12 protein-coding genes are annotated in these 13,008 nt (G+C 75.3%); 5 read left to right on the top strand and 7 right to left on the bottom strand.

Going from position 1 to position 13,008, the window contains the following annotated elements:
- Window positions 1-11: 11 nt before the first annotated feature.
- From BKA05_RS02895 to hemG, 4 genes are all read right to left on the bottom strand, one after another.
- Window positions 12-674, bottom strand: coding sequence for a response regulator transcription factor (locus tag BKA05_RS02895; protein ID WP_343045494.1), 663 nt, complete (start codon window positions 672-674; stop codon window positions 12-14).
- Window positions 671-2,749: a histidine kinase gene (locus tag BKA05_RS20170; RefSeq protein WP_179530080.1), complete on the bottom strand. Its 2,079-nt coding sequence runs from the start codon at window positions 2,747-2,749 to the stop codon at window positions 671-673. The genes BKA05_RS02895 and BKA05_RS20170 overlap by 4 nt, the downstream gene beginning before the upstream one ends.
- Window positions 2,750-2,862: 113 nt before the next feature.
- Window positions 2,863-3,564, bottom strand: a complete 702-nt coding sequence (locus tag BKA05_RS02885; protein ID WP_179530079.1) for a hypothetical protein — start codon at window positions 3,562-3,564, stop codon at window positions 2,863-2,865.
- A gap of 114 nt (window positions 3,565-3,678) precedes the next feature.
- Window positions 3,679-5,088 carry a protoporphyrinogen oxidase gene (gene hemG / locus BKA05_RS02880; protein ID WP_343045493.1) on the bottom strand — a complete coding sequence of 470 codons (1,410 nt, stop codon included), beginning with the start codon at window positions 5,086-5,088 and terminating at the stop codon, window positions 3,679-3,681.
- Between the two features lie 53 nt (window positions 5,089-5,141).
- On the opposite strand from hemG, the gene BKA05_RS02875 reads away from it, so the two are divergent.
- Both BKA05_RS02875 and BKA05_RS02870 read left to right on the top strand, forming a co-directional pair.
- Entirely contained in the window at window positions 5,142-6,146 is a 1,005-nt protein-coding gene (locus BKA05_RS02875; RefSeq protein ID WP_179530078.1) for a DUF4349 domain-containing protein, read from the top strand.
- 62 nt (window positions 6,147-6,208) lie between these two features.
- Window positions 6,209-7,060 carry an NYN domain-containing protein gene (locus BKA05_RS02870; RefSeq protein ID WP_343045492.1) on the top strand — a complete coding sequence of 284 codons (852 nt, stop codon included), beginning with the start codon at window positions 6,209-6,211 and terminating at the stop codon, window positions 7,058-7,060.
- On the opposite strand, the gene hemE is transcribed toward BKA05_RS02870, so the two are convergent.
- On the bottom strand, window positions 7,045-8,100 hold the full coding sequence (gene hemE / locus BKA05_RS02865) for a uroporphyrinogen decarboxylase (protein WP_179530076.1): 1,056 nt from the start codon (window positions 8,098-8,100) through the stop codon (window positions 7,045-7,047). The two genes, BKA05_RS02870 and hemE, sit on opposite strands and share 16 nt — an antisense overlap.
- Window positions 8,101-8,169: 69 nt before the next feature.
- Here hemE and BKA05_RS02860 point away from each other — a divergent pair, with 69 nt between their 5' ends.
- Window positions 8,170-8,796, top strand: coding sequence for a DUF3000 domain-containing protein (locus tag BKA05_RS02860; RefSeq protein ID WP_179530075.1), 627 nt, complete (start codon window positions 8,170-8,172; stop codon window positions 8,794-8,796).
- A 4-nt stretch (window positions 8,797-8,800) separates the two neighbouring features.
- The gene (locus tag BKA05_RS02855) at window positions 8,801-10,114 is read left to right on the top strand and encodes a ribonuclease D (protein WP_179530074.1); all 1,314 of its coding nucleotides are present in this window, start codon (window positions 8,801-8,803) and stop codon (window positions 10,112-10,114) included.
- Window positions 10,115-10,117: 3 nt separating this feature from the next.
- Here BKA05_RS02855 and BKA05_RS02850 read toward each other — a convergent pair whose 3' ends face one another.
- Window positions 10,118-11,515, bottom strand: a complete 1,398-nt coding sequence (locus BKA05_RS02850) for an extracellular solute-binding protein (RefSeq protein ID WP_179530073.1) — start codon at window positions 11,513-11,515, stop codon at window positions 10,118-10,120.
- A 114-nt stretch (window positions 11,516-11,629) separates the two neighbouring features.
- Window positions 11,630-12,079, bottom strand: a complete 450-nt coding sequence (locus BKA05_RS02845) for a type II toxin-antitoxin system PemK/MazF family toxin (protein ID WP_179530072.1) — start codon at window positions 12,077-12,079, stop codon at window positions 11,630-11,632.
- Window positions 12,080-12,413: 334 nt separating this feature from the next.
- Here BKA05_RS02845 and BKA05_RS02840 point away from each other — a divergent pair, with 334 nt between their 5' ends.
- Entirely contained in the window at window positions 12,414-13,004 is a 591-nt protein-coding gene (locus BKA05_RS02840) for a hypothetical protein (protein WP_179530071.1), read from the top strand.
- Window positions 13,005-13,008: the final 4 nt, after the last annotated feature.

Genomic DNA, 13,008 nt, shown 5'->3' with positions numbered 1-13,008 from the left:
TGCCGCGTCGGTCAGCCCCGCCCGAGGCCGGCCTCGCGGGCCCGGATGATGGCCGCGGCCCGGTCGGGGGCGTGCAGCTTGGCGTAGACCGAGGACACGATGTTGCGCACCGTCTTGCCGGAGACGAACAGCGCGGCCGCGATCTGGTCGTTGCTGCGTCCGGCCGCCAGCAGGTCGAGCACCTCGCGCTCGCGGTCGGTGAGCTCGGGGAAGACCACCGCCGGCTCGGGCCGGGCGGCACCGGCGAACAGCGCGGCCACCCGCGCGGCCACCGAGGCGCCGAAGACCATCCCGCCGGCGGCGGTGGTGCGCACCGCGTGCTGCACCTCCTCCGCACCCGCCCCCTTCAGCAGGTAGCCGGAGGCACCCGCACGGATGGCGCTGAGCACGGTGTCGTCGTCCTCGTTCATGGTCAGCATCAGCACCCGCACGTCCGGGTGCCGGCCGCTGAGGAAGCGGGTGGTCTCGATGCCGTCGAGACCGGGCATGGCGATGTCCATGACCACCACGTCGGGGGTGGTCTCGGCGACCGCGTGCAGCGCCTCCCGGCCGTCGCACGCGGTGCCGACGACCTCCATGCCCTCCAGGGCCCCGAGCAGGGCGACCAGCCCGTCCCGGACGATCCGGTGGTCGTCGACCACCAGGACCCGCACGGCTCCCTCCCCGGCGGTCACGGGGCACCCACGGGGGTCGCGGTGACGGCGGGCGCCCCGGACCCAGCGGCCCGCATCGGCAGCCGGGCCAGCACCCGCGTGCCGTGGCCGTCGGCCGCCGGGCAGGTGAGCGTGGTCGAGCCGCCGAGCTCCTCGGCGCGCTCGCGCAGCGACAGCAGCCCGACCCCGGCGGGCCGCGCCGGGTCGACGCCGACGCCGTCGTCGACCACCTCGACCTCGAGCACGCCCGCCACCACCTCCAGGCGCACCGAGCAGCGAGTCGCCCCGGCGTGCCGCACGACGTTGGTGACGGCCTCGGCGGCGATGCGGTACGCCGCCACCTCGACCGCGGCGGGCAGGGCGGGCAGCTGCCCCGCGCGGACCCGCACCGGGAGCGGGCAGCCCTCGGCGAGCTGCTCGAGCGCGCCGACCAGGCCGCGGTCGTCGAGCGCGGGCGGGCGCAGGTCGTGCACCAGGCGGCGTACGTCGGCCACGACCTCCTGCAGGTGCCGGGAGGTGGCCCCCACCTGCTCGGCCGCCGACACCGGGTCGCGCTCGAGCAGGAGCCTGGCGGACTCCAGCGAGAAGACCACCCCCGACAACGCCGGGCCGAGCCCGTCGTGGAGGTCGCGCCGGATCCGGCGGCGCTCCTCCTCGCGCGCGGTGACCAGCTGGTGCCGGCTGCGCTGCAGCTCCTCCGCGAGCTGGGCGGCCCGGACCGCGGCGACCCCCTGGCGGACCAGGTCCCCGACGAGTCGCTCGTCGCGGGCCGAGAGGCGGGCGCGCACGCCACGGGCGGGCAGCGCGATGGAGCCGACCTCCGCCCCGCGCTCGTGGACCGGGAGGGTGCGCACCTGCGCCGGTCGCGCCCCCACGGCACTGCGCCAGGTCCCGCCGCCGATGCGCTCGACCTCGAGCCCGACGTACCCGACGCCGAGGGCGTCGGCCACCGCGTGCGCCACCTCCTGCAGCCGGTCCTCGACGCCCTCGGCGCGGTCGAGCCGCTCAGCCAGACCGGCCACGACGTCGTACGGCGCGTCCCGGCGCCCGCGCGTCAGCCGCCGGGCCAGCGCCCAGGCCCGGGCCCGGACCGGGGCGTAGACCAGCGCCGAGAGCAGCAGCACCACCGCCACCACCTGGGTGCGGGTGAGGGACTCGGCCAGCACACGGTCCAGGAGCGCGACGACGGCGAGGTCGACGGCCAGCAGCACACCGGCCACCCCGCCCCACGCCAGCGTGCGGGCGAGCAGGTCCCCGATCGGGACGAGGCCCGGCGCCACGAGGGCGACGGTGATGGCGGCCCCGGGCAGCACCATGACCACGAAGGTGAGCGCGAGGTCGACGCCGGGGCCGTCGTAGAGCTGGGCGGCCGCGAGGGTCAGCGCCATCGCCAGCACCGACCACAGCAGCCAGCGGACCTGGTCGCGCTCGGTCCCCCGGGCTCGGTGGTGACGCACCACCACGACGAGGACGGGCACCACGAACGCGGCCAGGGTGAGGGTGCGGGCGGCCGGGCCGGCCGCACCGCCCAGCGCGGCGATCGTCGTCGGGTCGAGGTCCAGGCCCGGGGGCAGCGGCTCCTCGGGGTCGGGGGCGGGCGCGGTGAGGAAGACCAGGAAGCCCACCGCCATCAGCCCCAGCGCCCCGCGGGAGGCCCACCCCCAGGCGCCCTCGAGCAGGCGACCGGTGGGGAAGACCAGGAGCAGCACGGCCACCACGACGGGCAGCAGGGACCCGACGCGCGCCCAGAACCACATCACGGCCGTGGCGGCAGGCCAGACCGCCTCGGCGGAGACCCCCGCCCGCAGGTAGGACTGGGCGAGGCCGTCGAGGCCCCAGAAGGCACCCAGGCCCGCCAGCGCCCACGCCGTGCCGCTGCGCGGCTGACGGACCAGCACGACGCAGGCTAGGGCCGAGAGCAGGACGCCGTTGAGCGTCCACGGCCAGCCCGGGCCGTCGACGAGCCGGTCCCCGAGCCCGTCCGCGGCCGGCCGGAGGTCCAGCCAGATGCTGAGCAGCAGCGCCACCAGGCAGGCGGCGGGGACGCTCAGCACCGCGACACGGGTGGTCACGGGTGCGGGGGCGGACGGGGGCACCGGCACATCATGCGGCGCAGGGGCCGGCACCGGGAACCGATATCCCGGCGCCGGCCCCGCGGGCGGCTCGGCCACGAGCCTGGCCACGCCCAGGGCGACGACCCTGGCCACGATCAGCGGCCGGCCCGGAACGCCCGGTCCCCGAGCACGAAGCCGAGCGAGGTGACCAGCAGCCACAGCGGACCGGTCATGCCGGCCATGTACTGCAGCGGGGTGACGCCCAGCAGCAGCGTCAGCCCACCGAGGACGAGTCCCACGCGGCCGATCCACCGCGGCGCCGCACCGGCCCGGGACGCGACCCAGACGGCCGTGCCGGACAGCCCGGCGAGCACCCAGCACCACGGCACGGTGCCGATCCAGTGGTTGAACAGGATCACCGCGTGCGGGTCGACCACGTCCTCGTGGCCGGCTCCGGCGAAGATGAACTCGGTGTCCAGGCCGGTGCCGAGGACGGCGACGACGGCGGTGCCGAGCAGCCCGGCAGCCGCCACGGCCGGGGCGAGCGAGCCGGGGCCGGTGCGGGCCGCCAGGCGGCGGAACAGCCCGACGCCGAAGACGACCATCGCGACGGCGCTGACCAGCGCCGCAGTGTGGAAGACCAGCAGCGCGGGCACGTCGTCGAGCACGGCGCGGGCGATCGCGTCCGGGTCGCCGGCCAGCGACTCGTCGTACACCGCGCCGACGAAGCCGGAGGCGACGATGCCGATGGCGCCCGTGACACCGGCGACGACGCCGGCCAGGGCCCAGGTGCGGGAGGTGGGGACGCTCGCGACGCGGGTGTCGGTGCGAGCCGGGGTGGGGGTCAGGACGGTCATGTCTCTCTCTCGTTCTCCTACGGCCGGCGACGGTGCCGGCGGAGAGGAGAGTGCGGGGCCCGATGTCCCGGCGACCAGGGACATCGGGGCAGAGGGTGTCCCGGGTGGTGCCCGTCAGGCCGTGACGTCGGCGACGGCGCGCTGGGCGGAGCCGATGACGGCGGGGATGCCCACACCGTCGTACGCCGCCCCGCAGACCGCGAGCCCGGGCACCGCCTCCAGCGCGGCCCGGACGCGGGCGACCCGGTCGAGGTGGCCCAGGGCGTACTGCGGGAGCCCGCCGCCCCAGCGCTGGACGTGGGTGTCGACGGGCGTGGCGTGGAGACCGGTCGCGTCGTGCAGGTCGCGCAGGGACACCGCGACCAGCTCGTCGTCGCTCGCCTGCAGCGCGGCCTCCTCGCCGTGCCGGCCCAGCGAGGTGCGCAGGTGGATGAGCCCGTCCGCGGCGCCGGCCTCGCGCACCCAGCCCCACTTGGCGAAGGAGAAGGTGGCGGCCTTGATGGCGCGCTGCTCGACCGGGGGCACGAGGAAGCCCGACGCATCGGTCTCGGCCAGGGCGCCGGCGTCGGCGACGCGCAGCGCGAGGGTGACCACGGCGACGGAGGCGGCCTCGATGCCGCCGACCAGGCGGCCGGCCTCGGGGGCCAGCTCGGCGAGCAGCCGGGAGGCGGCGGCCGCCGGGACCGCGAGCACCACGGCGTCGGCGGTGATCGTGCGCTCGTCGGTGGTCGGCCCGACGGTCAGCGCGAAGCGGTGGCCGCCGTGCACGGGGACGCGGCCCAGCCGGCGGACCGTGGCCCGGGTGCGGACCTCGAGCCGCTCGGCCAACGTCGACGGCAGGCCGCCCATGCCGCCGGGCAGCCCGGCGAAGACGGGCGCGGAGTAGGTCGAGGGGCCGGTGAGCCCCGGCGCCTGGTCCAGCAGCGAGCCCCGCTCCGCGAGGGCGACCAGCTGCGGCACCGCGGCCCGCGCCGAGATCCGGCGGGCGTGACCGGCGTACACCCCGCCGAGCAGCGGCTCGACGAGCCGGTCGGTGACCGCGCGGCCGAGCCGGTCGTCGACCAGGTCGCCGACCGTCACGTCGTCGCCGACCGGCGTGGCCGCGTGCCCGGACTCCTCACGGACGCGGGCCAGCTCGGCGTCGGTGAGCACGCCGCTGGCGGACAGGTCGTCGAGGTCGAGCGGGACACCCATGAGCGAACGCGGCAGCGGGCGCAGCGCGTCGCGCGTCCAGATCCGGCTGGAGGCGACGGTGGGGTGGCAGACCTCCAGCCCCAGGGCGGCGGCCAGGTCGACCCCCTCGGGGCGACGGTTGAGCATCGCCTCGGCGCCCACGTCGACCGGCACCCCGGCGACGCTGCGCCTGCGCAGCACGCCCCCCACCTGGGGCGAGCCCTCGAGGACGAGCACGTCGCGGCCCTGCTGCTGGAGCTGGTACGCCGCCGACAGCCCGCCGATCCCGGCACCGACGACCACGACCTCCCGGTGCTCGCCCGGCTGCCCGTCCCGCCCGTCCTGACCCACGACCTCCAGCCTGCCACGCGGAACCGTCCCCGCCGACGCCGCGTCCCACCGGCATGACCCGACCCCGCACCCCCGTCGCCGCCGTCGCCGGCGCGCTCGCTGCGCTGCTGGCCCTGCTCGTCCTCGCCGGCTGCGGCACCGGCTCCTCCGACGACGCCATGGGCGGTGAGTCCATGGCCGAGCCGATGATGGACGACGCCACGATGCGCGGCCTGGCCGAGGAGGTGGCCGGCGGCGCCATGGACTCCACCTCCGCCTCCATGGGGGACGGCGACATGTCCGTCGACGCCGCGGACGTGGCCGAGTCCGCCACCGAGGAGGGCGCGGAGGGCGCCCGCGAGGCCGCGATCATCTCCACCGGCACCGTGAGCCTGCGCGCCGACGACGTGGGCGACGCCCGGTTCGAGGTGCAGAAGGTCGTGGACCGGGTCGGCGGCCAGGTGACCGACTCCGAGACCCGCACCGACGACGACGGCGAGGTGCGCACGGCCCGGCTGGTGCTGCGGGTGCCGTCCGCGGAGTTCACCGAGACCATCGACGCCCTGGAGAAGGTCGCCGACCTCGAGGCGTCCTCCACGACCTCGGAGGACGTCACCAGCCAGGTCGTCGACACCGACGTGCGGATCCGGGTCCAGCGCCAGAGCATCGCCCGCATCGAGCAGCTGCTGGACCGGGCCGGCTCCATCCGCGACATCGTCGCCGTCGAGCGCCAGCTCACCGACCGCGAGGCGCGGCTGAACTCGCTGCTGCGCCAGCAGGCCTACCTCGCCGACCAGACGTCGATGTCGACCATCACCGTCCACCTGCAGCGCCACCCCTCCGAGGAGCCCGAGGAGGAGGACGGCGACGACGGGTTCCTGGCCGGGCTGTCCGCGGGCTGGGAGGCGCTCGGCACCGTCGCGGTCGGGCTGGCCACCGTGGCCGGCGCCGTGCTCCCCTTCGCCGTCCTCGCCCTGGTGCTGGGCCTGCCCGGGTGGCTGCTGCTGCGCGGGGCGGTCCGCCGCCGGCGTACCCCCGGCTCGGTCGCGGCGCAGCCCGCCGCGCCCGCGGAGGGCTGAGCCGCAGCGTCCCGCCGCTCGGATGGGGCAGGATGGCGGTTCCCGATCCGAAGGAGGCACGGGTGCCCGACCCCGCCGTCGCCCGGTTGGCCGTCCTCATCGACGCCGACAACACCTCCGCCTCCCACGCCGGGGCGCTGCTCGAGGAGGTCGCCCGCTACGGCGTGCCGACCGTCAAGCGCGCCTACGGCGACTGGACCACCCAGCAGCTCGTGGGGTGGAAGAAGGCGCTCAACGAGAACGCCATCCAGCCGGTGCAGCAGTTCGCCTACACGCAGGGCAAGAACTCCACCGACTCCGCGCTGATCATCGACGCGATGGACCTGCTCTACTCGGGCAACCTCGACGCGTTCGCGCTGGTCTCCAGCGACTCCGACTTCACCCGGCTCGCCACCCGGCTGCGGGAGTCCGGGAAGACCGTCTACGGCCTCGGTCGCCGGCGCACGCCGCCCTCGCTGGTCGCGGCGTGCGACAAGTTCATCTACCTCGAGGTCCTCGGCCAGCAGGACGCCGACGGCGCGCAGGACAGCGCGAGCGAGGACGAGTCGGGCGAGGGCAGCGCGCCGCTGCCGGACCTGCACAAGCTGCTGACCTCGGCCATCGACGCGACCTCGGCCGAGGACGGCTGGGCGCACCTGGGCTCCGTGGGCAGCTACCTCGGCACCCGGCACGCCTCGTTCGACCCGCGCAACTACGGCTTCGCCAAGCTCATCTCGCTGGCCCGCGCCCAGGACTACGTCGAGGTCGAGCAGACCGACGACAACGCCACCCGGGTGCGGCTCACCGGCGGGAAGGGCCCCGCCGCGAAGGCCACCAAGGCGACGACCGCCAAGAAGACGGCTGCGGCCAAGGCGCCGGCGAAGAAGTCCTCCTCGCGCGGCCGTGGCCGAGGAGCCGGTCAGTCCAACGGGTAGGCGTGCACGAAGTCGGTCAGCCGGGCCAGCTGGTCGGGATCGGTGGAGGGCAGCACCCCGTGCCCGAGGTTGAACACGTGCCCCTTCGCGGCGCGTCCGGCCTCGATGATCTCGGCGGCGCGGGCGGTCATCACCTCGGTGGGGGCGAAGACCAGGGTCGGGTCGAGGTTGCCCTGGACGCCGCGGTCGCCGACCATCGGGATCGCCCGCTCCAGCGGGGTGCGCCAGTCGACGCCGACCACGTCGGCGCCGGCCTCCCCCATCAGGTCGAGCAGGTTGGAGGTGCCGACGCCGAAGTGGATGCGCGGCACCCCGAGCTCCCCGGCGCGGGCCAGCACCGAGGCCGACCAGGGCTGGACGTGGGCGGCGTAGTCCTGCGGGGTCAGTGCGCCGGCCCAGGAGTCGAAGAGCTGCACGGCCGAGGCGCCGGCGGCGACCTGGACCTCGAGGTAGGCCGCGGCGATGCCCGCGATCTTCTCCATCAACGCCGACCAGACCTCGGGGGCGCCGAACATCATCGCCTTGGTCTTCGCGTGCTCCTTGGACGGCCCGCCCTCGACGAGGTACGACGCCACCGTGAACGGCGCGCCCGCGAACCCGATCAGCGGGGTGCTGCCGAGCTCCCCCACGAGGCCCTGGACGGCCTGGGTGATGAACGGGACGTGCTCGGGGGTCAGGTCGGGGATCGCGGCGACGTCCTCGAGGGTGCGCACCGGCTCGGCCACGACGGGGCCCACGCCGGGCTTGATGTCCAGGTCCACCCCGACCGCCTTGAGCGGCAGGACGATGTCGGAGAAGAAGATCGCGGCGTCCACGCCGTAGCGGCGCACCGGCTGCATGGTGATCTCGATGGTGAGGTCGGGCTCCATGCAGGACTCCAGCATGCCCACGCCCTCACGGACCTTGAGGTACTCCGGGAGCGAGCGCCCGGCCTGCCGCATGAACCACACCGGGGTGTGCGGCACGGGCTCGCCGCGCAGGGCCTGGAGGAACGCGCTGCCGGAGAGGTCGGCCGCAGGGGCGGAGGTGGGGCTCGTCACCGCTCAAGGGTGGCAGGGTCCCGGCGTGTTCGCACATCAGACCGGCGGACCGCGACCTACTGTGGGGGCATGGTCGTCCGTCAGGAGACGCACCCCGCCGCGGGTGCGCCCGCCGAGCCGCCCGCCTTCCGCGAGGCGGTCGCCGGCCTGCGACGGGCCCGGATGCGTCCCGAGGTGCTGCTGGAGCCGATGCCGGCACCGCAGCGGATCGCGCCGTACGCCGCCGCCGTCTCCGCCGACGTGACCGTCGACGACGTGGACGTCGCCACCGGCCGCATCATCCTGCTGCACGACCCGGCGGGCAACGACGCCTGGGAGGGCACCTTCCGCTGCGTGGCCTACGTGCGGGCCGAGATCGAGGTCGAGCTGGTCACCGACGCCATGCTCTCGGCCGTCGGCTGGTCGTGGCTCACCGAGGCCCTGGCCGCCCACGGCGCCGAGCACGTCGCCGCCTCCGGCACCGTGACCCGGGTGGCCACCGAGAGCTTCGGTGGGATGAGCGAGGAGAGCGGCACCGCGCAGATCGAGATCCGGGCCTCGTGGACCCCGGTCCACCCCGAGGGCGTGGAGCTCACGCCCGACACCACCCCGCACGTCGAGGCGTGGGGCGAGCTGATGTGCACCGCTGCCGGGCTGCCGCCGGTCCCCGAGGGCGTCGCGGTGATGCCGAGCCGACGTGGACAGCGTGGCCGCTGACCCGATGAGCGAGCAGAGCGTCCCCCACGACCCCGAGCAGCCCGACACCCCCGCAGCCGCCGAGGCCGACCCCGCGCCGCTGCTGACCCTGCGCGAGCCGATGCCCGACGTCGTGGAGACCCCCGAGGCGCTGCGGGCCGTGTGCGAGGCCGTCGCGGGTGGCACCGGACCGGTCGCCATCGACGCCGAGCGCGCCTCCGGCTACCGCTACTCCAGCCGCGCCTACCTGATCCAGCTGCGCCGCGAGGGCTCCGGCACCCACCTGGTCGACCCGATCGCCTTCGACGACCTGGCTCCGCTGCAGGAGGCCATCGGCGAGACCGAGTGGATCCTGCACGCCGCCACCCAGGACCTCCCCTGCCTGCGCGAGGAGGGGCTCTCCCCCTCCGCCCTCTTCGACACCGAGCTCGCGGGCCGACTGCTGGGCTACCCCCGCGTCGGCCTGGCCACCCTGGTCGAGACGCTGCTGGGCCGGCGGATGAAGAAGGAGCACTCGGCGGTCGACTGGTCCACCCGTCCGCTGCCCAAGCCCTGGCTCGAGTACGCCGCCCTCGACGTCGAGGTCCTCGTGGAGCTGCGCGACCTGCTGGCCGCCGAGCTCGAGGAGACCGGCAAGGCGGAGTGGGCCCGCCAGGAGTTCGACGCACTGCGCAGCTTCGAGCCGACCCCGCGGGTCGACGCGTGGCGGCGCACCTCGGGCCTGCACAAGGTCCGCGGCCGGCGCTCGCTCGGGGCCGTCAAGGCGCTGTGGGAGCTGCGCGACGCCCTCGCCGAGCAGCGTGATGTCACCCCCGGCCGCATCCTGCCCGACTCCGCGATCACCGTCGCCGCGACCCACCTGCCCACCGACAAGGGCTCGCTGCTGGGCCTGAAGGGCTTCCACGGCCGCGGCGCCGAGCGTTACTCCAGCCGGTGGGTGGCCACGCTGCGCGAGGTCGCCGAGCTCCCCGAGGAGGAGCTGCCCACGCGGGCACCGCGCTCCGACGGGCCCCCCACCGCCCGGGCCTGGGCCGACCGCGACCCCGTGGCCGCCCGCCGCCTCCAGCACGCGAGGGAGGCGATGGCGGCGCTGGCCGAGGAGCACTCCATGCCGGCCGAGCAGCTGCTGACGCCCGACTCCATGCGTCGTACCCTCTGGACGCCGCCGCGCACCCGCGACCCGGAGGCCCTCGCCGCCGCCGTGGCCGAGCAGCTGCGCGGTTACGGCGCCCGCCCGTGGCAGGTCGAACTCACCACCCCGCTGCTGGTGGCCGCGATCCTGCACGGCGACGAGCCGGTGCCCGAGCCCGAGGCCCCGCAGCCCGACGCCGAGGCCTGAGCGCTACTGCGCCTCGCCGGCCTCCTCCGAGCCCTCCTCGCCGGTGTCGAGCACCAGCTCGGGAGCCAGCACCACCTGCGAGGCGAAGTCGATGGTGGAGCTGGCGCTGTCGAGGTCCAGCACGCCCGGTGAGGTGACCAGCTGGGCCACCTGGTCGTCGACGGCGCGCTGCAGCTGGCCCCAGGTGTCCAGCAGCGGCGGGATGACCATGTCGTCGGCGGAGTCGGTGAAGACCGAGGCCTCGGCGGGCTGACGGCCCGGTTGCAGGAAGTCCTCGGAGAGCGCGACCTGCTGGTTGGCCGGCACCAGGAAGCCGGTCCGGGCCAGCGGGCGCACCACGTCGTCGCTGATCAGGTGCACCAGCAGGTCGGCGGCCCCGGACAGCGAGACCGGTCGGCGGGCCAGGCAGAAACCGGTCAGCTCACCGGTCGTGGCGGAGGTCTCGATCGCCGGGATCGGCATCACGTCGAAGGACAGGCCCTGGGTCAGGCGCAGCTGGGGCACCCAGGACCGGTCGCCGGTGATCATCCCGAGCTTGCCGCGACGGAACCACTGCAGCGGGGTCGCCTGCGTCAGCTGCTTGCCGGACAGCGTGAGCGGACCGTTGCGCAGCAGCCCGAGCGTGGTCTCCAGCGCGTCGCGGGTGGAGCCGTCGGAGAAGGCCAGCGAGGTGGGGTCGTCGTCGTCGTCGAACAGCTTGCCGCCCCCGGCGTAGATGAAGGGGGCCAGGCCGACCAGCGAGGGGTCGACGTAGACGCCCTTGGTGCCCTTGCGTGGCCGGGTGGCGAACTCCGCCGCCGCCTGGAACTCCTCGAAGCTCCAGCGGCTCGAGCTCGTGGGGACCTCGAGCCCGCGGGCCTGCATCCGCTCGAAGTCGATCAGGTCGGTGTTGTAGAAGACCACCGTCGGGGAGATCTCGAAGGGCATGCACTGCAGTCGCCGGTCGGCGGAGAAGGCCAGCAGCGCGTCACGGGAGTAGACGTCGCCGAACTCCACGAAGCGCTCGTCGAGCAGCTCGTCGACCGGGCTGGTGCGGTCCTCCTCGCGCAGCCACGCCAGGTCGCGTCGCGAGGCCATGAAGACGTCGGGGTCGACCTCGCCCGCGGCCAGCGCCGTCATGGCCTCCTCGCGGTCGGAGAAGGCGACGATCTCGACGTCGGAGGTCTCCGAGAGCACGGAGTACTCCGCCATCAACCGCTCGTAGGTGTCGATCTCGGCGCGGCTGCCCCACACGGCCAGCGTCAGGCGGTCCTCGGCGACGGGGCTGGCCACCGGGTCGGGGTCCAGCGGCGGCCTGCTCGAGGACGGCTCGTCCGAGCACGCCGCCAGCCCCGCGAGCACGACGGTCGACAGCAGTGCCGCCGTCGTACGTCGTACGCCGGCGCGCCCGATGAGCCTCACGTCGCCTCCCGATCCCGGGCCACGCGACCCGCGCCGGTCACCCTACTCACTGCCACCGCACGCGAGCGCCGGCCCGGACGTGCCGATCGTCACGCCCCGCGGGGCGGGTCGACCTCAGCCGAAGCTGTGGAAGCGGTCGGCGGCCGCGATCACGCGCTCGAACATCGGCCGGTCCAGCGCCGCGCCCTCGCGCCGGACGTCGCCGGTGGCCAGGGTGAGCAGCCGGTCCAATCGGACCTCGCTGGGGCGGCGCTCGCGGTCCCAGCCGCCGGCACCGACGTCCATCCAGTAGCGCCCGTGGCGTGCCTCGTCCGCGGCGTCGCGGTCGTGGTCCTGGCTGGTGAGCATCAGGCCGTAGAGCCGCTTGCGGTCCCGGGCGATGAGCAGGACCGGACGGTCCTTGCCCTGGCTGGCGTCCTCCTCGTAGGGCACCCAGGCCCACACGACCTCGCCCGGGTCCGGCTTCCCGTCGGTGCGGGGGTTGTAGGTGACGCGCAGTCCGCGCGTGACCCGCAGCCGGGCGCGGTGCAGCGCCGCGCGCATGGACCGGGGAGAGGCAGCCATGGCCACGAGCCTAGTGGGCCGGTGCCCGCGGCCGAGCCGCAGGAGCGCGGGCCGGAGCGGTGCCGGCCGGAGGAGTGATGTGCGCCGGACCGGGAGCGCCTCACGGCGCGTGGCCGCTCGTAGCGGCTGATGTTGGGACCCGGGGCTGCCGCGGCCCGGCGCACCCCAGAAGTGTAGACGCCAACCCCCACTCACCCAACGCTTCCGCCGAACCGGCGTATTGATACGCCGGCTCGGCGGACCCAGTGGATCGAACCGGCGTATTGATACGCCGGCTCGGCGTGGAGGGGACGGTCGGAACGGGAGGGGGTACGCCGCGGCGTACCGTGGTCCGGTGAGCAGATCGCACCACCGACCCACGCAGAAGACGGCCGCGTTCTTCGAGGCCGTCGAGGGCGGGACCGACCCGGCGGTCGTGTCCGAGGCGGCCGAGCGGGCCGCCGCCCTGCTGGTGCGCGGGGCGCGCGAGACCGAGGACGACGCGGTGGCCGACCGGTTGCTCCACCTCGCCGACACCGAGGGCATCGAGGCGATCGCCGAGGTCTGGTCGGGCGCGCCCGCCGAGACCCTGGCCGGCTGCCTGTGGCGGCTCTACCTGCTGCGCCAGTGGGTGCACGCCGACCCGGTCCACGTCGCGCGTGCCTTCGAGGAGGGACGCGGCCGTGCCCAGGTCGCCCGCGTGGTGGCGGGGGTCGCCGACCCGCCCGGGCCCGACCAGCTGCGCGCGATGGTCGACGAGGTGCTGCGCGGCATCACCACCGGGGACTTCGCCGACCTGCTCTTCCGCGCCTCGGCCTTCGCCCGGGTCGTCGCCGCCGGCAGCGCGACGGGCGAGGCCAGCCACGAGGAGGTCAGCAGGCTGCTGGCCACCGCCGAGCAGCTCGAGGCCGCCGGGCACCTCGAGCTCGCCGGCCGCCTGTCCTGACGGG

Origin of the sequence: Nocardioides marinus (genome assembly GCF_013408145.1) — a bacterium.
Taxonomy (GTDB): Bacteria; Actinomycetota; Actinomycetes; order Propionibacteriales; family Nocardioidaceae; genus Nocardioides; species Nocardioides marinus.
The sequence above is the reverse complement of the archived record's forward strand: the minus strand, read 5'-3'. Positions and strand labels throughout refer to the sequence as shown.